Here is a 23302-nt window from a genome sequence, read left to right on the forward strand (position 1 = left end):
CTATTGTTCTCTCTCATTGTTCCACTACCATCTGCGCATTTTCAAAACCGATTGTTCTTAATTGATCCATGAGGCGGTCGTAGTCCGCGAGCGATGCCACCGGACCAACCCGCACGCGATTCAAGGCCCCGAAGGGCGTAACCGACACGGCGGTGATTCCCGCCTGAGCCAGGCGTTGTTGCACGCTGATCACATGGCCCATTTCGCCGAAAGCACCCACCTGAATGAATACATCCTGCCCCCAGACCGCGTGCGGCAGACTGGCAGCCGCCGAAACCGCTGGCGCACTGGCAACAGGCGCGGGTGATGCCGGAAGCGTCGGCGCCCCGGACACGATGCTTTGCGACGTGGGTATCGGCGTATCCGGCGTGATGGATCGAACATCCACCATGGCCGTGCCCCGGCCGATCATGCCGATTTTCTTGGCCGCCGCATACGATAAATCAATGATGCGGTTCGACACGAAAGGACCACGATCGTTCACCCGTACAACCACCTGTTTGCCATTTTCCAAATTCGTCACCAGGACGTAGGAAGGAATGCGCAAGGTTTTGTGCGCGGCGGTCATTGCGTACATGTTATAGCGCTCGCCACTGGATGTGGATTTGCTCTGGAAGTTCGGTCCGTACCATGAAGCCACGCCTTGCGCATCGTACCCGTCATTGCTGCCCAGCACATGATAAGTGCGCCCGAGCACGGTATAAGACGGTGGATTAAGGCGAGATGGCTGGGGCTCAAAACGCGGCACTGCGTTGGTTGTTGCCGCCTCGCCGGGATTGACTCGATTTACCGTTGAACAACCGGACAACAACGCGGTTGCCATCAAAACGGCTACCGGCCACATGCCGTTCACATTCAAGCGGATCTGATTCACGGATTCGGAGCCTGCGTTTGGGCAGCCTTGACCGGTGACGAGTCAGCGGCTGCCAATTCATCCCGAGCGGCCTGCACGGCCTGACTCAACTGCCAGACGGCCATCGCGTACAGGGTGCTATGGTTATAGCGGGTAATCACATAGAAATTATCCAGGCCAACCCAGTACTCCACTTTATTGGTACCGGTCAGCGTGAAGAGCATGACCTTCTCATCCTTCGGCAGATACAGATCTTCCGGCAACGCGACACCCAGTGAGCGTAACTCGCCAATCGTGATTTTGGGTTTAAGATCACGTCCGGTATTGAGCTTGTCCGCAACCGCGGCTGCCTGCTGCTTGTCGATGTCAATCGGGAAGCCGACCGGCGCACCCGGCATCCAGCCATGTTCGGCGAAATAATTCGCCACACTGGCGAACACGTCCGCATCGCTATGCCACAGATCGCAGCGGCCATCGCCATCGCCATCCACCGCCAGCTCAAGATAACTCGACGGGATAAATTGGGGCATACCCATCGCACCGGCGTAACTTCCAAGCGCAGTATTGAGATCGATGTGCTCCTTGGCCGCCAGTGTGAAAAAGTCGGCAAGCTGCCCACGGAAGAAAGCGCCGCGTTTGGGATAATCAAACCCGAGCGTCGCCAGTGCATCGATGACGCGGTAACTGCCCATACGCTGGCCGTAGAAGGTTTCAACACCCACGATCGCCACAATGATGGCGGGGGAAACACGGTACTTCTTGCTGATCGCCGCAAGTTCAGCGGCGTGATCATTCCAGAAGGCTACACCGGCGGCAATGCGCTTGGGCGTAATGAAAATCGGTCGATACTGAGCCCAGGTTTTGGATTCGGCGGGGCGATTCATCGCATCGACAATACTTTGCTGATATTTCGCCGCATCCAGCCACTGCTGGATTTCCGTTTGGGGCAGACCGGTCTTTTGTGCGGCTTCACGCGCGAATTCACGCACATCGGCGCGCGCCGCATAATTTCCCGGCGGCTTCGCACCCTCATCATCGGCTAAAGCAGGCAGGCAAACAGCACTCAGGCCCAAGGTAAAGGCAGACAGAAGCACGCCCAACCACTTCCCGCTCCAAACCGAATGCTTCATCTTGGAATTTTTCAACGCGCGCTCACTCATCGTTCATGCCCCAAAAAACTCCGTTGCGTTCGAATACTCATCAGCATACCCAAGGCGATCATGATGGTCACCAGTGCCGTGCCGCCATAGCTCATCAAGGGGAGCGGCACACCAACCACCGGCAAAATGCCGATCACCATGCCCGCATTGACAAAAACATAAACCAGAAAGGTCATGGAAATGGCGGCGGCCAGCATGCGGCCGGCGGTGGACTCCGCATAAGCGGCAATATAAAGCCCGCGCCAGATAACAGCCAGGTACAGGCCAAAGAGCAGAATCAAGCCCATCAAACCGAACTCTTCGGCATAAACGGCAAGAATGAAATCGGTGGTTCCTTCCGGCAGAAAGTTCAAATGCGACTGGGTGCCTTGCAGCCAACCCACGCCCCAGATACCGCCCGATCCAATCGCAATCATCGATTGGATGGTGTGATAACCCGCCCCCAAAGGGTCGGCCATGGGGTTGAACAGCGTCAGCACGCGTTCCTTTTGATAGTCGTGCATCACGTAAAACCACATCAATGGCGCAGCAGCGGATATCGCCAGAACAAAACCCAGCACGTACCACCAAGACAACCCGGCGAAAAACAGTACGAACAGCCCGGCCGTCATGACCAGGATGGCGGTGCCCAGATCGGGCTGCATCACAATCAAGACCGTAGGCACCGCAACCAGAATCAGGGCAATCACCACGTCAAGAAACCGCGGAGGCAGCGGTCGCCGGGCCAAAAACCAGGCCAGCATCATCGGCATGCCGAGTTTGAGAATTTCAGCGGGTTGGAAGCGAATGAAGCCTAAGTCCAACCATCGTTGCGCGCCCTTCCCGACATCGCCGAACAAATGCACGGCCACCAGCAGCACGACAACAAACCCGAACAACCACGGCGCAATGGCGAAAAAGAAACGTTGCGGAACCTGAGCGATGGCGAGCATCAGCAAAAAGGCGAGCGCAAAGCGGAATGCACTTTTCTCAACCCAGATCACGCTCTGGTCGGAGGCAGAATAACCCGCCACCAAACCGATCGCGGCGATCAGCATCAGGAAAAAAAGCAGGACCGGGTCGTAATTGATACGCCTGATCAGAGAAAGAAGCCCAAGGAAAAACCACTTCGCGCCTTCATGTTTGCCGAAATCGCTGCTTCGGTTCAGACGATCGAGCACTGGCCCTCGCCCCGAGATGCCCGCTTTGGGTTGCTCAGTCGCCATGTTTCACGAACTCCATCTTAACTGTCTTTTTGGGTTCGAAGCCGAGGTAATAGTCCATGACACGCCGAGCGACAGGCGCGGCCGTCCCCGAACCGCTGCCTCCATGCTCGGCCATTACCGCGACGGCGATTTTCGGATCATCATACGGCGCAAAACCAATGAAAACAGCATGATCGTGCAACTTCTTCGCCAGATCCTTGGCGTTATAACTTGCATTTTGCGCTACGGTGAAGACTTGGGCGGTACCCGTTTTACCGGCGATCAGATACGGGGCCGCTATCCTTCTTGCCGTGCCGTGCGGGCTGTTGATGACATCAAACATGCCGTGGCGCACGTCATTCCAGAAGCTCGGGCTCTTGAGTTCTATGCTCGGTTCCTTGTCTTTATTGCTGGCCACCAACCAGGGACGGTAACGTTTTCCGGATTCGGCAAGAATCGATGTGGTCTGCGCCAACTGCAATACCGTGGTCAGCATATAGCCCTGCCCGATGCCGGCAATGACCGTCTCGCCGGGATACCAGGGTAAATTCTTGGTTTTACGCTTCCATTCTGGCGATGGCACCAGACCAGACGACTCACCGGGCAGATCAATCCCGGTTTTCCGCCCCAAACCAAACTCAGTCAAGAACGCATGCATAGGATCGATGCCCATCCGATAGGCCAGATCATAGAAATACACATCACAAGACTGCGTGATGGCTTGATCCAGATCAACCCAGCCGTGTCCCCATTTGCGCCAGTCGCGGTAGTGGTGTTTATCTCCGGGAATCTGGAAATACGGTCCGGCGAAGAATTTCTTGTTCGGGTCAAGGAAACCATATTGCAGGCCCGCCAAGGCCATGACGGGCTTGATGGTCGAGCCCGGTGGATAGGTAGCCGTGATGGCCCGATCAAACAAGGGGCGCTCAGGATCGTTCAGCAGCGCTTGATAGTTCTTGTGACTGATGCCATCGACAAACAGATTGGGATCGAAACTCGGCCGTGACACCATCGCCTTGATCGCGCCCGTTGTCGGGTCTTCCGCCACCACGGCGCCACTGTACGAGCCAAGTGCAGCCGCAGCGATACCCTGCAAAGGCACATCCAGCGTGAGGTGGATATCCTGACCGGCAACCGGTGGTACAACCTTGAGCACCTTGACGACACGCCCCACAGCATCGACTTCCACCGTCTTGAAGCCGGGCTTGCCGTGCAAGACATCTTCGTATTCCCGCTCGATGCCGGACTTGCCGATGTATTGGGTACCCTGATACAGGTCGGCATTGATTCGTTTGAGGTCGGCCACATTGATTCGGCCGACGTAGCCGACCACGTGGGCCAGAAGTTGCCGGTAGGGATAGACCCGTTTTAAGCTGGATTCCACGGAGACACCGGGCAACCAGGGTTGCAACTGGGCCAGTTTGGCCATTTCCACGGGTGTCAGATCCGATTTCACCAGAATCGGATCGAATGAACGACCGAATTTGATCCGTTCTTTCAGATCGTGCAAGGTATCGTCATCGAGCTTGAGCACCTGCTGCAGCATCGAGAGCTCTCGTTTGAGATCGTCCGCATCCTCCGGCACGATTTGCGCCTGATACGTGGCCACATTGTCGGCCACGACGCGGCCGCCATCGTCAAAAATGCGACCCCGCTCAGGCGGGATCACCAATGTTCGTGTGCGGTTGTTTTCCGCCATCTCGGAAAAATGCTCATGGCGATCCACCTGTAGAAAGGCGGCACGCCACAACAGAACGGTAAATACCAACAAGGCAATCAGCGCCGCAAGCAGCACCCGACGTCGAAAAATCTGTCGACTGAGATGCCGATCATTCAGGCGGCGATCATAGGCACGATTGATATGCGCATCGCGAATGGCTTCTCTGATACTCATGCCAACCGCGCCCGGAATTCCAATGAACAGGGCTCAAATGAAAACGTTCTGTTCACGCCCACACCGCGGGATCAAGCCTTCTGATAACGAGCGATGGACGCTTCGATTTCCGCACAGGCTGCCGCTTTATCGGCCCAGCCATCAACGCGCACCCACTTACCGGATTCAAGCGCTTTGTATTGCTCGAAGAAATGTTTGATTTGTGCCAGCAGCAAGGCCGGCAGATCAGTGGCTTCCTTGATTTCGTCGTACAGAGGAGACAACTTACTGTGCGGCACGGCAATGATCTTGGCGTCCACACCGGATTCGTCCGTCATCTTGAGCATGCCAACAGGGCGGGCGCGAATCACCGAGCCGGGCATCAGCGGCGTGGGCGTGACCACCAACACATCCACCGGGTCACCATCTTCAGACAAGGTGTTGGGCACAAAGCCGTAGTTGGCCGGGTAGAACATGGCTGTCGCCATGAAGCGATCGACTAGCAGAGCGCCAGAGGCCTTGTCGACCTCATACTTGATCGGCGCGCCTTGGGCAGGAATTTCGATGACGACAAAAATATCTTCCGGTGCCGCTTTACCGGCAGGAATCTTGGCTAAATCCATGGTTTTCTCCTAAAAATTGTGAACAGGACATGATGAAAAAGAAGGCACTCGGGTGATCAACCGACAATCTCGATACCGCGAGAAGCTAAAGTTTGCGTATTATACGGACTTTATTTTGGTCGCGCCGGTTCCGCCGACGTGCCAATACTTCTTGATCTTTTCTGGGAATATTCGTTCATGCGTATCGTTCTACTCGGGGCGCCGGGCTCTGGCAAAGGCACACAGGCCAAAAAATTGGTCGATCACTACGGCGTGGTGCAGATTTCGACCGGAGATTTGCTTCGCGCCGCCGTGTCACAAGGCACCCCGCTGGGCCAGGCAGCCAAGGCAGCCATGGATGCGGGGCAGTTGGTCAGTGACGACATCGTCCTCGGCATGATCAAGGAACGGCTCGATCAGGCCGATACCAAGCGCGGTTATATTCTCGATGGCTTCCCGCGCAACATTGCGCAAGCCGAAGCACTCGACGAGATGCTGGCCAATCTGAACCAGTCTCTTCAGGCTGCAATCGTCCTCGATGTTCCCTTCAAGGATCTGATGCAACGCCTCACCGGTCGCCAGACCTGCAGCCAATGCGGTGCGGTATTCAACAAATACACGCACCCCAGTGCAAAAACGGGCATCTGCGACGTCTGTGGCGGTGAACTCATCCAGCGGGCAGACGATAACGAGGCGACCGTCGAGAAGCGCCTCAAGGTCTTCGAAGAGCAAACGGCTCCTCTGATTGCATTTTACGAAAAGCAGAACAAACTGGCGCGAATCGATGGCACACAACCCATTGACGACATCACCGAAGCATTCCACGACGTTCTGGCGCGCATGGCCACTTAGCAGGAACAAGATTCAGGATGCACCCAACCATATCTCGCGCCCGCACTGTGCGGCGCACGAATCCAAGACGGCTAGCCCTTTCGTTAGCTGTTTCTTGCATCCTTGCCTCAGGAATTTTCTCTACAAGCGCACAAGCCGAAGGCACCACCCCTGCTGATCAGGCAGCCGACAGCAAGTCTTGCAGTCTGTGCCCACCATTCGGCCCGGACCGCCCCCCACTTCGGGTTCAACCACTCGACACACCGGCGCAGGCAACCGCTGACCATGCTCAGTTCGAGCAGAACGGGACGATTCAACTCAAGGGTGATGCGCGCATCGTGCGGCCAGCCGACCGCATCACCGGCAACCAGCTCACCTATCAAAAACAGCCGGAGGAACGTATCACGGGCACGGGCGATCTGTGGTACGAAACGCCGGATTTTACCCTCAATGCCGATCATGGCTGGCTTGAGCCGCAGTTGCACCAGGGCGAATTGAACGATGCCCGATACTGGCTCAACAGCCGCCGGGCCTCGGGCAGCGCAAGCCGGGTCGAGCAACACAGCGAATCAACCTACCAGCTGTTCACGGCCGACTACTCCACCTGCCCGCCTGCAAAGCGGGCCTGGGATATTTCGGCAAAACAAATCGACCTCGACCGTGAGTCCGGACGAGGCCAAGCCTATGACGCCGTTCTGCACGCGGGCGGCGTCCCGATCTTTTATTTCCCGTACTTCAACTTCCCGATCGATAATCGTCGACAAAGCGGCCTGCTCTTCCCGACCTTCGGTAGCAGCACATCGGGTGGTATTGAATACGTCCAACCCTATTACTGGAACATCGCGCCGAATATGGACGCGACGATTTCACCCCATGTATTTACGCGCCGTGGACTGGGTCTGGATACGGAATTCCGTTATCTCCACCGCTTCGGCAGCACAGGTGCAGGTTACGATCAGGTCAACCTGTTCTGGCTCCCCAACGACCGGGTTTACGGTGAGAAGCGCTGGGCGCTGACGCTAAAAGATCAAGCACAGGTCACACCGAATCTCTCCTACGCCCTGAACGTCAATCGGGTATCTGATCAGCAGTTTTTCCGTGATTTCTCCACCAATCTCAATCAGGCCACCACAGATTATCTGCCGACCCAGTTCAATCTGAATGCGACAACGGGTGGTTGGTCGCTTGGGCTGATGGCACTGCAATACCAGACCGTGAACCCGTTGATTCCCCAGTCGGCCTATCCGTACCGGATCATGCCCAGAATCACGGCCAGCAAAAATTTTGATCTGGGCTTGGCCGATCTATCTCTGGTTGCCGATGCCACGCGGTTCTCAAACTCCTATTCCAGTGCCACTACCGGTCAAAGGTTGCATGTCGCGCCATCGCTATACCATGAGTTCCGCGACAGTTGGTATGAAATCACGCCGAAATTGACACTTGATGCCACGGCCTATCAGTTGACGCGCGGCTTGAGCGACCCTCTGTACCAGACAAGTGATCCCCAGGAACACCCCACACGCGTCCTGCCGATCACCAGCTTGGACTCGAAACTGTTTTTTGAGCGAAGTTACGGTGAGACGGGCCGGTATCGCGCACAACTCGAACCCAGACTCTATTACCTGAATGTGCCCTACCGCGATCAGACGAACATCCCCTTGTTCGATACCGGCTTGACGAACCTGAGCTACAGCCAGCTATTCACTGCCAATCGGTTCAGTGGCGGTGACCGCATCAGTGACGCCAATGCCCTGACATACGGCGTCAGCTGGTCGCTTATTGATACGGTGCAGGGCACCGAGCCATTGAGCTTGCGGATTGCCCAGCGATACAACTTCAGGGAAAGTCGCGTCATCCCGACCGTCGATAAAGGCGGCTCTACCGTGGTGGCCGAGGCTTATTCCGACATCAACAAACACTGGAACGGCTCGTTTACGGCCGAATACGACAGTGACAGCGGCCACATCGGGCGCACGCAAACCCGCCTGGGTTACCGTGCCGACCAGGGCAGCGTGGCCAATGTCAGTTACTTCACAAAGCCGCAGGACACCACGCAGGCCTACCGACAGGGGGATGTTTCGTTTGCTTGGCAGACCAGCCTCCACTGGCAGGTCCTCGGGCGCCTGGGTTACGATTTCAATCAGAACAAGGTGGTACAATCGCTGCTCGGCGTGGGTTACGATTCCTGCTGCTGGGCCGCACGGGTCGCTTTGAAACGTTATGTTGTCAATCCCGATACCTTTGGCACCATGGCTGCGCCAAAATATTCCAATGCGATCTTGTTTGAGGTCGAACTCAAAGGGCTCGGCAGTTTTGGTCAGAAGAACCGGTTCCAGCAGGAAATTCTCGGTTATGATCAATAAACTTACAAAAGCCAAGCATCATCACTGCTTCCCGTTTACCGGCCTTGCCGCCGCATTGCAGGCCGGCCATTGATCATCAACACACCATTCTAGATTCAGGAACACCGGAATTTTTATGACCACATCGCCACGTTCGTCTTTTCTGCTCCCTATTTTTGCGCGTCTGACACCCGCCTGGCTGGCACTGGCCGCCGGACTCTCTTTTGGCGTCGTGTTCAGCACACCCACGATTGCAGCAGACCTCACGCCTGCCGCCGGTGAACAGATGTTCGATCGAATCGTGGCCGTGGTGAACCAGAGCGTGATCACGCAACGGCAGTTGAATGAACGCCTCCAGCAGGTTTCCAGCCAGATCAATATTCAGGCTCTGAGCCCCTCCGACTTCAAACAACTCGAAGAGCGCGTACTTGATCGGATGATCACCGAAGAAGTCGAACTGCAACGGGCCAAACAAATCGGCATTACAGTGGACGACCAGCGGCTGAACAGCGCACTCGATGGCATTGCACAGCGCAACGGCATGAGCCTCGATCAGCTTCAACAGGCGGTCACTCGCCAAGGCGAAGACTGGAACAGCTATCGCGATAACATTCGCAAACAGATCATTATCGACGAACTCAAACGACGCGAAGTCTATGAACGCGTGGACATTACCGACCGGGATATCGACGAGTACCTCAAGCAGTACATGGGCGCTAATTCCGACACAACGGAATACCATCTTGCCCAGATTCTGATCAGCGTGCCTGAAAATGCCACGCCATCACAGGTGGAAAATGCCAAGAAACGAGCGGATGATGTTTTGGCTGCACTCAAGGCAGGTCAGGATTTCGCCAAGGTCTCGGCTGAACGTTCCGACGCCCCCGATGCGACCAAAGGCGGCGACCTTGGCTGGCGTGATATGTCGCGGATTCCCGGCTTGTTTACGGATACGGTCAAAAGTCTTAAGCCAGGTGAAATCAGTGGCCTGATTCGCAGCCCCAATGGCTTCCATATCCTCAAGCTGTTGGGCGAACGCAAGCGCACGGCTGGAAACACCCAACTGACGGAATATGAAGCCGAACATGTCCTGATTCAGGTCAATAGCAAGCGTGACCCTGTAGCAGCCAAGGCCGAAGCGGAAAAACTCCGTCAGGAAATTATCAGTGGCAAAGCGACATTCGCCGAAATTGCCAGCAAATACTCCGACGATAAAGGTTCAGCGCAGCAAGGCGGCATGTTGGGCTGGGTCAATCCTTCCGATATGGTTCCCGAATTTGCCACCATACTTGAACAGACGCCTGTCGGCAAAATCAGCCCGGTATTCCAGACGCAGTTCGGTTTTCATTTCCTTGAGGTATTGAAAACACGCGAGGTACAGGTGCCCACAGACAAACTCAGAGCACAGGCCCGCCAGGCAATCGGACAGCGTCGTGCAGATGAAGATCTGGTCAATTACATCCGCCGTCTGCGTGCCGAGGCCTACATCGATAATCGTCTTACCGGCACCATCAACGACTCAGCCACGGAATGATTCCCAGGTCGATGACCGCTGGGGCGCCTGTGCCGCGTCTGGCAATCACCAGTGGTGAACCGGCAGGCATCGGCCCCGATCTATTATTGGCGCTTGGTGCCCGGCAATCCGATGCGGCCGATTTTCTCGCCAAGCTCCCTGTCGAGCTGGTTATCCTGGGTGATCGGGTGGTGTTCGATGAACGCGCCCGATTGCTCGGACTGACCTACGACTGGCCGGATTACGATCCCGAAGCCCCTGCCGATGCGGGCACCATTCGCTTTGTGAATCTGCCAACCCATCAACCGGTGCATGCCGGGCGTCTTAATCCCCGTAATGCGACCCATGTACTGGCATTGCTTGATCGGGCTGCGGATGGCTGCACTGCCGGCGAGTTCATCGGCATGGTGACCGCTCCGGTGCACAAGGGCGTCATCAACGATGCGGGTATCGCCTTCTCCGGTCATACCGAATACCTCGCCGATCGCGTGGGCGGTCATCCGGTGATGATGCTGACCGCGCGCAACGACACCGCACATCCGCTTCGAGTCGCGCTGGCAACAACGCATCTTCCACTTCTGGACGTACCCGGCGCGATCAGCCAACAGCTCATCACCGAGGTACTCGATATTCTGAACCGCGACCTTTTGGCATGGCTGGGCAAACCGAGGCCCCGCATCCTCGTTTGCGGTCTCAACCCCCATGCGGGCGAATCCGGTCATCTTGGGCGTGAGGAAATCGACATCATCGGCCCCGCGCTCGAACAGGCCCGCGAATCCGGCATCAACGCCATCGGGCCACTCCCGGCCGACACCCTGTTTACCCCACAACACCTCGACCATGCCGATGCCGTTCTTGCCATGTATCACGATCAGGGGTTGCCGGTGCTGAAATATGCCGGATTTGGCGAGGCGGTGAACATCACCTTGGGCTTGCCGATCATCCGCACATCGGTTGATCATGGCACGGCGCTCGATATCGCAGGCTCCGGCAAGGCCCATGGCGGCTCGCTGCGTGCCGCGATCCTTTGTGCCTTGTCGCGGGCAGGATTATCGGCCTGATGAGTGATACCTCCGGCATTTTGGATGGACACCGCGCCCGCAAGCGCTTCGGCCAGAACTTTCTGACCGATGAAGCCGTGATTGCGCGCATCGTTTCTGCCATTGCGCCCAAGGCCGAAGATCGCCTGATCGAAATCGGACCGGGGCTCGGCGCCCTGACCTGTCAGTTGATCCAGCCACTGACGCACCTTACCGTGATCGAGCTCGATCGGGACATCATCCCGAAACTGTTGGCTCGCTGTAGCAAGCAGAAAACCGCCCATGATCAGGCATCACAGAGCAAGCTCACCGTTCTGGAACAAGACGCGCTTACCCTCGATCTTGCCCCACTGGCTGGCGAAGGCCCGCTGCGGATTGCGGGCAACCTGCCGTACAACATTGCCACGCCATTGATTTTTCATCTGCTTGAACAGTCGAAACACATAGTCGACATGACCTTCATGCTGCAAAAGGAAGTGGTCGATCGCCTCGCCGCCCACCCCGGCAACCGGGACTATGGTCGCCTTTCGCTCATGGTGCAGGCGGTGGCCGAAGTCGAATCCCTTTTCGTCGTCCCGCCCACGGCGTTCAATCCGCCGCCAAAGGTCGATTCCGCGATTGTCCGCCTTGTGCCAAGAGAACAACCGCTTGTTCCGGATGATCTGAAACCATTGTTCGGAGAGTTGGTCAGCCTCGCTTTTGCTCATCGGCGAAAAACGCTGCAAAATAACTTGAAACATCGTCTGCCCACGTCAACAATCGTTGATGCAGGAATCGATCCCGGCACCCGGGCGGAACAGGTCAGTCTGGATGAGTTCATCTCACTGGCCCGTCTCGTAAAGGAACTGGCAACGGACTCAGTCGCACCGGGAAAACACACCGATCACTTTTAGGCCCTATGCACGGACTGAACTCAAAACCTGGTGGTGCACCGTGAACAACGCCCTAATCATTCCCAGCGTATCGCCAACCATCGACGAACTGGTTGCACAGTGCGGGCATTATGTTCAGCAAAAGCTCAACCTTGCCATCGCACAACGGGGTATTGCACGCATGGCCCTGGCCGGCGGCAATACACCGAAGGCACTGTATGCATGGCTCGCCAGTCCGGCGCAAGCGTCACGGGTGAATTGGTCTTCTGTGCAATTTTACTTTGGTGATGAGCGCTCAGTACCCCGGTCTCATCCCGACAGCAATTACGGCATGGCCAAAACCTATCTGTTCGATCCGCTGGGAATCAATCAAGATCAAGTCTTCCCGATGATCAGTGAGCCGATGCTCGATATTGTCGAAGAGGCGGCGCGGTACGAAAAAATTCTTGATAGCTGGCGTGATCAATCAGCCGGTAGAACACCGCCTGTGTTCGACCTCGCGCTCAATGGGATGGGCGCGGACGGGCACTTTGCTTCACTTTTTCCGGACACGCCCGCGTTATTGGAAAGGGAGCACTGGGTCGTTGCCAATCCGGTAGAGAAACTTGCGACACAACGGATCACCCTCACCTATCCTGTGTTTGAACAGGCACGAGCCGTGTGTTTTCTGGTTGCCGGTTCAGATAAGCAGGATGCTTTTTTTGCAGTCCAACAACCGGACTCCGGGCTACCCGTCGCCCGACTGATTCGTAAACGACAGACAGACTGGTTTGTTGACCAAGCCTGTATTGAAGGCATTTGAATGATATTCATGGAGCAATTTTCAGATCATCCGCTGGATAACGATGCCAAAGATGCATCCATCGAAATTCATGTAAAAACGGCATTCGTACCGGAGCATTCCGACCCCAAGTTGGATCGTTTTGCCTTCGGTTATGAAATTCACATCACGAACCGGGGATTGCATACCGTCCAGCTCATGGATCGGCACTGGCAGATCGACATGGGCAATGGCTGTATCCAGGAAGTACGGGGTGAAGGCGTCGTCGGTGAGCAGCCGGTTCTGGCGCCGGGCGAATCATATCAGTATCAATCCGGGGCTATCATCGAAACACCCGCCGGGCGCATGTGGGGCGATTACGGCTTTGTGACCGAAGACGGCGAAAAATTCCGGGCACCGATCCCCTTGTTCCATCTCTTGGCCCCCGGTCAATTCCGCCCGATCCATTAAATTTTATGAGCCTGCGCCAAACCTATCGCCTATGGGCTCCAATCTACGATTTGATGCTCAAACAAGCCACCCGTGCCGCGCGGGCGCGCAACCTTGAAGCACTGGGGGCAATGGAAGGCAAATCACTCGCCATTATCGGCATTGGCAGTGGTCTTGACCTTGATTTATTCAATGAACGGACCCAACCCCAATACTGCGTGGGGCTGGATATCACCCGTGCGATGCTCAAACGGGCACAAGCCCGCGGTGCCGCTTGTTCATTTCCAGTGCAGCTCATCGAAGCCGATGCCATGAACACGCCACTTAAGCCACAACAGTTCGACGTTGTGTTGCTGCACCTGATTCTGGCTGTCGTCCCAAGACCGGAACGGGCGTTGGCTGAAGCCAGTCGGATACTCAAACCCGGCGGACGCATCGTTATTTTCGATAAATTCCTGCATCATCATCAAAAAGCACCACTCCGGCGGCTGATCAGCCCACTGCTTGGTATGCTGGCCACCCGAACGGATGTCGAACTCGAACCCTTGCTGGCCGCTCATCCTGAACTGACACGCATTCGCAATGAACCGCTGCTGGCCCGCGGATGGTTTCGAGGCATCACACTCATCAAAAACGATCCGAATTGAAGGAACTGTAATGGCCACCTACGCAATTGGCGACCTCCAAGGTTGCCTCGACCCACTCAAATCCCTGTTGGAAAAAATTGCCTTCGATCCGGCGGCAGACACACTCTGGTTTGTAGGTGATCTGGTCAATCGAGGCCCGCAATCACTCGAAGCACTCCGCTTTGTTCGGGACCTAGGCGATACGGCCATTACGGTACTCGGCAACCACGATCTGTTTCTGCTCGCCTGTGCCTTCACCGACCGATCACCCAAACCGGGCGATACGCTGGACGCCATCCTCAATGCACCGGATCGGGATGAACTCATCGACTGGTTGCGCAACCGTCCACTGATTCATCAAGACAGCCAACTTGGCTGGACGCTTGTTCACGCAGGCATTCCACCCGATTGGGATCTGGATACAGCCCTGGCGCAGGCCAAAATGGCGCAGAAGGCCTTGAGGCAATCGGATCCCCTGCCCTTTTTTACGGCCATGTTCGGCGAAAACCCAGCGTTCTGGCATGAAAAACTGAGTAAAACGCTTAAAATCCGCTATACGATCAACGCCCTGACCCGGATGCGCTATGTCACTCAGGACGGTCAGCTCGATCTCAAGGAAAAGCGCCCGATCGAGGAAGTGGGCGACAAGTTACTGCCCTGGTTCGACTACCCGCGTCGGGCCAGCCGCAACGAACGCATTGTATTTGGCCACTGGTCGGCGCTCGGCGAAGCACGCGACCGAAAGAAGACCTGGTGCATCGACCAGGGTTGTCTCTGGGGACGCGAGTTGACCGCACTCCATCTTGATACCCGTCCCGCTACCGTCATTCAGGTTTCCTGCCCCTGTTACCGGCAACTGAACGTCAAACCGCCGTCGAAGCAGTCATCGACTTGAGTTGTTCGTACCACTTGGCAAAGGCTGGATTGGATGCCTTGGCCAATGAAACCGCCGCCAGACCATCTGTAGAACGGAACACACCAAACACACTTAAATCCGCCAGATCCGGGATTTCACCACCGTGAAATGTCCGCCCCGCCAAACCGTCATTGACCCAATGCGCCACCGCTTCGGTCAAACCCGCGGGCGCGTCTGTAATACCGCGTTCACGCGCCTTTTTCTGCGATGACTTGGACATCGCCATCGAACCGGCAAACCGGATCATCGTGCGTTTCAGCACGCCGAAACCGGATGGTTTCAACACCTGACCGAAGGTTTGCCACGCCGTGCCAAAGTCCTTGTAGATGATGGGCGGAATAAAATGCACCAGGGTGTTGTCCACCCATTCGCGCCATTCGGGCACGGTGTCGTCGTTCGATAAATGCGTGAAATGATCATTGACGTAATCCATGATGACGGACGACTCGGTCACAACCTGTTCACCATCGACCAGCACCGGCACCTTCTTCAAACCCAGTGGCTCAAGCTCTTTCGAGTTCATGGGATTGACCTCAACCGTTTTGTACGGAATTTTGGCAAAGTGCAGTAACGATTTGACTTTCCAGCAGAAAGGGCAGGATTCGAATTGATACAAGGTAAGCATGAAAAAACTCCGATAAATAATCAGGTGGAATAGTCACAGGGTGGGAGTCTTACGATGGTAAAAAAATCCCTAGCAGACATCGCCGCCAGATTTCCCTCCGTTGCCCCCCTGCTCTGTTGTAAACTGTGCGGCAAAATTTCTATTTGTTAAAGCGCCATCATGACGACCAATAGCCCGACAGACGATCATACCCCACTCACCTACCGCGATGCGGGCGTCGACATCGATGCCGGCGAAGCGCTGGTCGAACAAATCAAACCTGCCGTGAAACGGACCACCCGCCCCGAGGTAATCGGTGGTCTGGGCGGGTTCGGCGGCCTGTTTGCCTTGGGGAATAAATACAAAGACCCTGTTCTGGTTTCGGGCACCGATGGCGTGGGCACCAAACTTCGACTGGCAATCGATCTTGATCGCCACGATCACATCGGCATCGATCTCGTGGCCATGTGCGTGAACGATATTGTCGTCACGGGCGCAGAACCCCTGTTCTTTCTCGATTACTACGCTACCAGCAAACTGGACGTACCGATTGCCACACGCGTCGTCAACGGGATTGCGGCTGGTTGCGAACTATCCGGCTGCGCGCTGATCGGCGGTGAAACGGCTGAAATGCCGAGCATGTATCACACCGGCGATTATGATCTGGCGGGGTTTGCCGTCGGCGTGGTCGAACGGAGCGAGATGATCGACGGCAGCAAGGTCAAAGCGGGAGACGTATTGATCGGTCTGGCTTCGTCCGGCCCGCATTCAAATGGCTACTCGCTGATTCGGAAAATTATCGAACGCGCCAAACCGGATTTGCATGCCGCAATGGCTGATGGACGACCACTGGTGGAGCATCTGCTTGCCCCCACACGCATTTACACCAAGAGCATCCTCGCCCTCCGTCAAGCGGTACAAATTCATGCATTGAGCCACATCACCGGGGGCGGTCTCACGGACAACCTGCCGCGTGTTTACGGTGAAGACCTCACAGCCGCCATCGAACTTAACAGCTACAAACGCCCCGAAATTTTCGACTGGCTGGCAGAACACGGTCGGGTCGAACCCTTCGAGATGCGCCGAACATTCAACAATGGTGTCGGCATGGTCGTTGTGGTTGCAGCCGAAGACGTCGAAAAAGCACTGAGCGCCTTGAAGGCTCAAGGCGAAACCCCCTGGATTCTGGGAGAAATGTTGATGCGGGGCAATCAAGCCTCCGTCATCTATCGCTGAGCCCCCGGAGCATGACCGATCACGTTCAGCAAAAAGCACGCCTGTGCGTGTTAATTTCGGGCAGTGGCTCTAATTTACAGGCCATTATGGATGCCTGCCACGGTCACATGCTCCATGCAGAAGTGGTTCAAGTCATCAGCAACCGCGCCGATGCGTATGGCTTGATTCGAGCTCAGCAAGCACAGATTCCAACCGAAGTGCTGAATCACAAGACTTTTGCCGACCGTCCCGGCTTCGATGCCGCACTGGCCGATCTTATTGACCGATGCCAGCCAGATTTCATCGTTCTGGCCGGGTTTATGCGCATCCTCACCCCGAGTTTTGTTGAACGTTTTCTGGGTAGGTTGATCAATATTCACCCTTCCCTGCTGCCGAAATACCCCGGTCTGGATACCCATGCGCGCGCACTGGCGGCAGGTGACCGCGAACATGGCGCAACGGTGCATTTCGTCACCCCCACGGTCGATGCAGGGCCGCCCATCGTTCAGGGTATTCTGAATATTCTGCCGGATGACTCGGTGGACAGCTTGAAAGCACGAATTCATCAATTGGAACATGTGATTTATCCCTATGCGCTTGATCGGCTGATCAAAGGCCAAGTCTGCTACCGCCAGCAACAGGCGCAATGGACTGACGGACGAGCGGACAACACGCCCGATATTATCCGGCTTTGACCGGGCTGCGCATTTTCAACCGGCCGGGAAAACCCCTGTGGAAAGATAGCGATCACCTCGGTCGCAGATAATGGAAACGATGACCGCGTTTTCCTGTTCCGTGGCCACCTGCAGGGCCGCAGCCATCGCGCCGCCCGATGATATGCCAGCCAGAATGCCTTCTTCTCGTGCCAGTCGTCGGGTTGTTTCCTCTGCCGTGCCCTGATCAATGTCAATGACACGATCAACCAGGCTCGGGTCGAAAATTTTCGGCAAATAAGCCGCAGGCCAGCGACGTATGCCGGGAATCTGGGCACCATCTGCGGGCTGCACACCCACAATCTGAATGGCCGGGTTTTGTTGTTTCAGATAACGCGCCGTGCCCATGATCGTTCCGGTCGTGCCCATTGCGGAAACGAAATGGGTGATCTTTCCTGCCGTATCCCGCCAGATTTCAGGGCCGGTCGTGGCAAAGTGGGCGGCTGGATTATCCGCATTACTGAACTGATCCAGAACAATCCCCGCTCCGCTTGCGGCCATTTCCTGAGCAAGATCTCGTGCCCGTTCCATACCCTCAGCTTTCGGCACGAGTATGAGCTCGGCCCCATAGGCGGCCATCGATTGTCGTCGTTCAAGAGACATATTGTCCGGCATGATCAACGTCATTTTCAGGCCCATTGCCGCCGCAACCATTGCCAGCGCAATACCGGTATTACCTGATGTAGCCTCGATCAGGCGATCACCCGTTTTGAGTTCGCCACGCGCCATTGCCTGCTTCACCATCCATAAGGCAGGGCGATCCTTTACGGAACCCCCGGGATTGTTGCCCTCAAGCTTACCCAGCAATCTGTTTCCACGGGAAGCGAGTTGCATAGATAAACGCTCTATGCGCACCAATGGCGTGTTACCGTTCAATTCTTCGAGGTTATACGTTTTCATCTGTTCAATTCTTCATCAAAATAGGCACGAACAAACCGCCGCCACTCGACGGATTGTCGCATACTCGATAGATCATTAACGCATGGGAAAAAAATGAAGCAGAGCCCAACGCCCCAGCCACAGCGGAACTTCAGCCCCTTTTCGCACATTTGGCCCCTATTGCTGGGATTGCTGCTCACCCCCTGGCTGCTCTACCTTCCTGTAGAGTCTACGGATACTCATTTAAAGTCCCTGACCGTTCTCGGCATGATCGGCATCGGTCTGGGTTGGACCGGGCTATGGCTCGGTATAACCATTCTGGTTCAATTACTCTCCAAAAACCGGATCTTCTTGAGCCGGGATCATGCCGCTACAAATGCAGACCGGCCGGAAATTTCCGTGCAGCAAATCGCTCAGATCAACCAGCATTGGGTTACCCCACTCGGGCACATTCGGGCCGCAACGGACACCTTGGCCGAAACCAATGAAAACCCACAAATCAACGAACGACTCACCCCGGAATTGGCTGTCATCCGCGCCGCCAATGCCGAACTGCGCCTGGCAATCGAAAATGTTCTGGATTATTACGAAGCAGCAACCAATCGTCTGAAGGCGACCCCCCGCAAAACGGATATTCGTCTGCAGATCGAGGATGCGGTCGCCGAGTGGGAAATTTTTGCCCAACAGCGCGTCGGCTTGATCCAATACATCTGTTTTCAGGATATACCCGGACTGGTCGCGATCGATATCCGTTTGTTGCGCCGACTGATCGACAATTTACTCGTTATCCTGATTCAGCAACCCGACATAAATGATTGCAGCGTCACTTTGCTTGAAGCGGATTTGGCTGAAGAACTCGAACTGGAAACAAGCCATTCAAACGGGGCAGAAAGTGAGACAAACTGCACATTCAATCTGGTCATTGATGGCAAATCACCGGGGCCGCTGGATCACTTTGCCGAGGCACTAAGCCAACCGCGGATACCCAGCATACGCAAGGACACAGACCCGTTATTCATGGGCACGGATCTATCCGTGTGGCTCATCGGCCAATTCTGCAAGCAACTGAATGCGACCCTGAGTGTCGGAGAAACAAGGGAGGGGCGTCAGGGTTTCCGATTAACGTTTTCCGCCCCTGTTCTTGGAGCACATCAACCATGGCAACCCTGGTTACGCGGCAGATCCTGCGCGGTGATCACGCAGTCAGCGACCCATGCACAGGCTTGGCGCGGGCATCTTTCAGCCTTCGGCGCCGACATCGTCCTCGATCCCGACCACGGGGAAATTGATTGCCTTTTTATTGACAATGAAAACTGGCAGAGACTGAGTGCAGACCCGCCACTTTGGTTCCAGCATGTGAGTAGACACGGTCGGATCATCGCCCTGTGCACGCAATTATCCCTGCGTGGGCGACCGGTCGGCCAATTCGATTGGGCACAAATCAGCCTACCCATGTTTATACGCCAACGCGTGCTGCAAACCCTGCTCCCAAGAATCTTGCAGAATGACAAGATCACTTCTGCGCTGCAGAAAAAACAGCCGATAACGACCCACACTTCGCAAAATCAGACGGAGCAAAGCCTACCCTCATTTACTGGCAGAACAGCGCTGGTCATTGATGATGACCGGATTTATCAAAGTCATCTGGTCAATCTGCTGCAACAGATCGGTGTCACGACGCTATCCGCTCAAGATGGCAAAAGCGGCCTGTATCAAGCCGAGCACGCCGACCTTGATCTGGTACTGACCGACATGCACCTCCCCGACATCCTTGGCACGGGCATCGTACGCATGCTGCGAAAGCAGGATCGACACAAACACACACCCGTCATAGCCATTACCGCGAATATCCAAACCGAGGTGCACCAGTCTCTACTCCATGCCGGAGCCGATATCGTCCTGACCAAACCGGTGTCTCTGGGCGAACTGATCAACGCGATCAGCCAATTTTTGCAACCGCTCAACCCGGACCCACCACCGTCTTGCACTGTTCATCCACGTGACCAGGTACTCGACACTCTCCTTTGTGATGAACTGCCGATTTATCGTCAGAACCTGATGCAAAGTGGTCACAATCTGGCAACGCTTCGGCATTTGGCACATAAACTCCGAGGTGCCGCCGCCTGCTGTCAGGCCAAGTCACTCCAAACCCATGCGGGGATCCTCGAAGACCTCCTGCTGAGTGATCCTGCGGATCACGAGCGCATCGCTTTGCTGACCAAAATTTTGATCAATGCCATCGATGAAACCATTACCGAACGTGGTTGTGTCACCACCGCCCATTAATATTAGAAGCCCATTAATAAAAAAATATACTCGGCCTGATGCTGGCTTTGCCGGTATCCTTGGGTAAAGTTCAGAGCAAGCTGCCGTCAGGAAATTGAAGCAAGTGGATTCAGCCGAAATATTAGCTTCGCTACAACATCCGGTTTTTGTAACCGACGCGAGTAAATCGCTGAGCTATATCAACGAATGCGCGAGGCACACACTCGGCCTCCCCTCATCCGCGCACCTGACGCTCGAAGATGTTCTGCAGAAACTCATGACCAAAGAAGGCGCGCCACTCACCCGCGAAGCGCTTGGTGGCATTGCCCCCCTCCGTGTCAGCCTGTCATCCGACGATTTCCTTCGAGTTGACGCCGTACTGAATGCCCACACACTGAGTGATCACTCAACCTGTTACGAACTCAATCTATTCCAAAACGGCACATCCACGGCTATCGACCCACTGACCGGGCTGATGGACCGGGGACATATGCTCAAACTGATCGGCACGAAGCGTCGTGAAGGCAAGGGCGCACTCATTCTGATCGATATCGATCGACTGAAAATCATCAATGATTTCCTGGGTTACGATGTCGGTGACCATGTCATACACGCCCTGGGGCATGCATTCAGGCAGCAGATAGATGCATCCGTCAGCCTCGCGCGCTGGAGTGGCCATGAATTCATGGCTCTGGTGCCGGAAAATCTCATTCAACAAACCGCTCAATTCGCTGAGTCGTTCAACACCATTGCTCGCGAACTGCCCTTGGCCAGATCGCTCAATTTACCCGGACGGAAACTGGGTCTGAGCATCGGATATACCCGGTTTGATTCGTCAAACCCAGACAACCCGGACCCACTGACCGAAGTCAACGCCGCCGTCTATGAAGCCAAGCGTGCCGGTCGCAATCGAGCCATAGATGCCCGAAAACTGACCCGACCATCGATTTACATTACCGGCGGTGCCTTGGAAACGGCATTGCTCGAAGAGCGAATTGTTGCTGCAGTTCAACCCATATTCGACCTGAAAACTGGCCAGATCGTTGCGGACGAATCCCTTGCCAGGATGATCACACAAAAAGGCGACGTGATCGCGGCAGGAGAGTTCATTGAGGCCGCCGCTTCGCTGCAGCTGGCACATAGAATTGATCAAAGCATCATCAAACAAACGATCAACTATTGTGTCACCAGCCACTTCAGCACACCGCGTGCACATTTCGTTAATATTTCCGGCGATTTTCTCCACCACCCGGAGCTGATCGAAGAAACCATCGTTACGGCGATGAACGCCTGCGCCTGCACTCATCCGGATCAGGCAAGCGCGCGCCAAACCAAACCGCTGGTGATTGAAATCACGGAACGCGAATTGGTTGATGACACGCAGGAAGCACTGCGCGCCCTGCAACCGTTGCTTGATTTCGGTCTGCGTCTGGCTCTGGATGATTTTGGTAGTGGTTACTCTTCCTACCGGTATCTGCTTGATCTGCCGTTCAGCTTCCTAAAGGTTGAAGGGGAGCTGATTCGACACATCACGACCAATGACAAGGCACGACGCATCGTCCAGCATATCCAGCACATGGCTCAGGATCTGGGCTTAATTACCGTGGCAGAGTTCATTACCGATCAGGCCACAGCGGATATGCTGGCCCAAATGGGGGTTGACTGGGGGCAGGGTTTCCACCTAGGCAAACCCGAACTGATACAGAAAAACCGTATGCTAAAACCCAAAGCCTGGCACACGATCTGATCGCTCATCATGTTAACCATAAGGAACCTCGAAAAACTCATCCTTGGGATTTTTCGAGGTTTCCCACGTTGACAGTCGCTTGAAAAGCTTGCACATTAATCAACGCTAGCACAAAAAAGAGGAACTGGTTTTTGTGTCGATTTAAGGAACCTCTGAATAATTCAGAGTTTCCGCGCGGCACAAGGACGTGCCGCCATTTTCAATCACATATGTGATTGAAAATGAAGCAAAGCAAAAGTCACATCTTTTGCTTTGCGTGCTCTTAAGAATTCCAGGATGGAATTATTCAGAGCTTCCTTAAGGGAAAAAGTGCGTAATTAAAATCGGTTGGCACAAACGCTGATTTGAAATTATTAGAATAAAAAATTTTCGATTGCTCTTCTCATTCATCAATAAATAAAACGGTGAGGGCTAACAGGGTATGTCAACAGACGCAGCAGCATCCAAAGAGAATCGCAAATACGCACGCCTGACATTATCATTGCCGGGCCGTTTGAAAATCTCGCAGGAAGAATATCATGTGCGTATTCAGGACATATCCCTCAAAGGCGCCCTGATAGAGCAGGAACATAGTCAAAACGGCAATTCAGCCGCGCTAGACCTTCAAAAGAATTCTTCTGGACACTTGGTTATTTTAGCTGACCCGGAAGACATTCCACTGTTAGAATTGGACGTACAAATACTGCGTAACCAATCTGGCATGGTCGGGCTGACTTGGCCCACTATTGATCTGGACAACTTAACCCAGTTACGTGAAATACTTGTGGCCAATCTTGCGAATGAAGAGCTTATTGAACGTGACCTTTTTGAACTATTCCGACCGGCCTAAATACCTCTGGACTTCAGGCGTATGCTCT

21 protein-coding genes are annotated in these 23302 nt (G+C 55.0%); 14 read left to right on the plus strand and 7 right to left on the minus strand.

Annotated elements, in window-relative coordinates; all coding sequences use genetic code 11:
- Nucleotides 1-13 precede the first annotated feature (13 nt).
- The 5 genes from PHD44_RS01205 to ppa form a co-directional block, all read right to left on the minus strand.
- Nucleotides 14-874, minus strand: coding sequence for a septal ring lytic transglycosylase RlpA family protein (locus PHD44_RS01205; protein WP_300187109.1), 861 nt, complete (start codon nucleotides 872-874; stop codon nucleotides 14-16).
- Nucleotides 871-1998 carry a lytic murein transglycosylase B gene (gene mltB, locus PHD44_RS01210; protein ID WP_300187111.1) on the minus strand — a complete coding sequence of 376 codons (1128 nt, stop codon included), beginning with the start codon at nucleotides 1996-1998 and terminating at the stop codon, nucleotides 871-873. Before mltB ends, PHD44_RS01205 begins: the two co-directional genes overlap by 4 nt.
- A gap of 11 nt (nucleotides 1999-2009) precedes the next feature.
- Nucleotides 2010-3218, minus strand: a complete 1209-nt coding sequence (gene rodA, locus PHD44_RS01215) for a rod shape-determining protein RodA (RefSeq protein WP_300187113.1) — start codon at nucleotides 3216-3218, stop codon at nucleotides 2010-2012.
- Entirely contained in the window at nucleotides 3208-5091 is a 1884-nt protein-coding gene (gene mrdA / locus PHD44_RS01220; RefSeq protein WP_300187115.1) for a penicillin-binding protein 2, read from the minus strand. Before mrdA ends, rodA begins: the two co-directional genes overlap by 11 nt.
- A gap of 71 nt (nucleotides 5092-5162) precedes the next feature.
- A complete protein-coding gene (ppa, locus tag PHD44_RS01225) occupies nucleotides 5163-5693 on the minus strand; it encodes an inorganic diphosphatase (RefSeq protein ID WP_300187117.1) in 531 nt (176 codons plus the stop codon).
- Between the two features lie 177 nt (nucleotides 5694-5870).
- On the opposite strand from ppa, the gene PHD44_RS01230 reads away from it, so the two are divergent.
- From PHD44_RS01230 to PHD44_RS01270, 9 genes are all read left to right on the plus strand, one after another.
- A complete protein-coding gene (locus tag PHD44_RS01230) occupies nucleotides 5871-6524 on the plus strand; it encodes an adenylate kinase (protein ID WP_300187118.1) in 654 nt (217 codons plus the stop codon).
- Nucleotides 6525-6541: 17 nt separating this feature from the next.
- Complete coding sequence (locus PHD44_RS01235) at nucleotides 6542-8866, plus strand: LPS-assembly protein LptD (RefSeq protein ID WP_300187120.1); 2325 nt, start codon at nucleotides 6542-6544, stop codon at nucleotides 8864-8866.
- 115 nt (nucleotides 8867-8981) lie between these two features.
- Entirely contained in the window at nucleotides 8982-10379 is a 1398-nt protein-coding gene (locus tag PHD44_RS01240; protein ID WP_300187122.1) for a peptidylprolyl isomerase, read from the plus strand.
- Between the two features lie 11 nt (nucleotides 10380-10390).
- A complete protein-coding gene (pdxA, locus tag PHD44_RS01245; protein ID WP_300187124.1) occupies nucleotides 10391-11419 on the plus strand; it encodes a 4-hydroxythreonine-4-phosphate dehydrogenase PdxA in 1029 nt (342 codons plus the stop codon).
- A gap of 20 nt (nucleotides 11420-11439) precedes the next feature.
- A complete protein-coding gene (gene rsmA, locus PHD44_RS01250) occupies nucleotides 11440-12291 on the plus strand; it encodes a 16S rRNA (adenine(1518)-N(6)/adenine(1519)-N(6))-dimethyltransferase RsmA (RefSeq protein WP_300187206.1) in 852 nt (283 codons plus the stop codon).
- Between the two features lie 40 nt (nucleotides 12292-12331).
- Nucleotides 12332-13072 (plus strand): 6-phosphogluconolactonase, encoded by a 741-nt coding sequence (gene pgl / locus PHD44_RS01255; protein WP_300187126.1) that lies wholly within the window; start codon nucleotides 12332-12334, stop codon nucleotides 13070-13072.
- A complete protein-coding gene (gene apaG, locus PHD44_RS01260; RefSeq protein ID WP_300187128.1) occupies nucleotides 13073-13501 on the plus strand; it encodes a Co2+/Mg2+ efflux protein ApaG in 429 nt (142 codons plus the stop codon).
- A gap of 5 nt (nucleotides 13502-13506) precedes the next feature.
- Nucleotides 13507-14127, plus strand: coding sequence for a class I SAM-dependent methyltransferase (locus PHD44_RS01265; RefSeq protein ID WP_300187130.1), 621 nt, complete (start codon nucleotides 13507-13509; stop codon nucleotides 14125-14127).
- A 10-nt stretch (nucleotides 14128-14137) separates the two neighbouring features.
- Nucleotides 14138-15001, plus strand: a complete 864-nt coding sequence (locus PHD44_RS01270; RefSeq protein WP_300187132.1) for a symmetrical bis(5'-nucleosyl)-tetraphosphatase — start codon at nucleotides 14138-14140, stop codon at nucleotides 14999-15001.
- Here PHD44_RS01270 and PHD44_RS01275 read toward each other — a convergent pair.
- Nucleotides 14970-15647 (minus strand): prostaglandin E synthase 2, encoded by a 678-nt coding sequence (locus PHD44_RS01275; RefSeq protein ID WP_300187134.1) that lies wholly within the window; start codon nucleotides 15645-15647, stop codon nucleotides 14970-14972. The two genes, PHD44_RS01270 and PHD44_RS01275, sit on opposite strands and share 32 nt — an antisense overlap.
- A gap of 159 nt (nucleotides 15648-15806) precedes the next feature.
- Here PHD44_RS01275 and purM point away from each other — a divergent pair, with 159 nt between their 5' ends.
- Nucleotides 15807-16862 carry a phosphoribosylformylglycinamidine cyclo-ligase gene (gene purM, locus PHD44_RS01280; protein WP_300187136.1) on the plus strand — a complete coding sequence of 352 codons (1056 nt, stop codon included), beginning with the start codon at nucleotides 15807-15809 and terminating at the stop codon, nucleotides 16860-16862.
- An 11-nt stretch (nucleotides 16863-16873) separates the two neighbouring features.
- Nucleotides 16874-17536, plus strand: a complete 663-nt coding sequence (gene purN, locus PHD44_RS01285) for a phosphoribosylglycinamide formyltransferase (RefSeq protein WP_300187138.1) — start codon at nucleotides 16874-16876, stop codon at nucleotides 17534-17536.
- A gap of 15 nt (nucleotides 17537-17551) precedes the next feature.
- On the opposite strand, the gene cysM is transcribed toward purN, so the two are convergent.
- Nucleotides 17552-18454 carry a cysteine synthase CysM gene (gene cysM, locus PHD44_RS01290; RefSeq protein ID WP_300187140.1) on the minus strand — a complete coding sequence of 301 codons (903 nt, stop codon included), beginning with the start codon at nucleotides 18452-18454 and terminating at the stop codon, nucleotides 17552-17554.
- A 93-nt stretch (nucleotides 18455-18547) separates the two neighbouring features.
- On the opposite strand from cysM, the gene PHD44_RS01295 reads away from it, so the two are divergent.
- From PHD44_RS01295 to PHD44_RS01305, 3 genes are all read left to right on the plus strand, one after another.
- Nucleotides 18548-20719 carry a response regulator gene (locus PHD44_RS01295; RefSeq protein WP_300187142.1) on the plus strand — a complete coding sequence of 724 codons (2172 nt, stop codon included), beginning with the start codon at nucleotides 18548-18550 and terminating at the stop codon, nucleotides 20717-20719.
- A 103-nt stretch (nucleotides 20720-20822) separates the two neighbouring features.
- Nucleotides 20823-22445 carry a bifunctional diguanylate cyclase/phosphodiesterase gene (locus tag PHD44_RS01300; protein ID WP_300187144.1) on the plus strand — a complete coding sequence of 541 codons (1623 nt, stop codon included), beginning with the start codon at nucleotides 20823-20825 and terminating at the stop codon, nucleotides 22443-22445.
- 421 nt (nucleotides 22446-22866) lie between these two features.
- Entirely contained in the window at nucleotides 22867-23274 is a 408-nt protein-coding gene (locus PHD44_RS01305) for a PilZ domain-containing protein (protein WP_300187146.1), read from the plus strand.
- Nucleotides 23275-23302: the final 28 nt, after the last annotated feature.

Origin of the sequence: Halothiobacillus sp., from assembly GCF_028710545.1 — a bacterium.
Classification (GTDB): domain Bacteria; phylum Pseudomonadota; class Gammaproteobacteria; order Halothiobacillales; family Halothiobacillaceae; genus Halothiobacillus.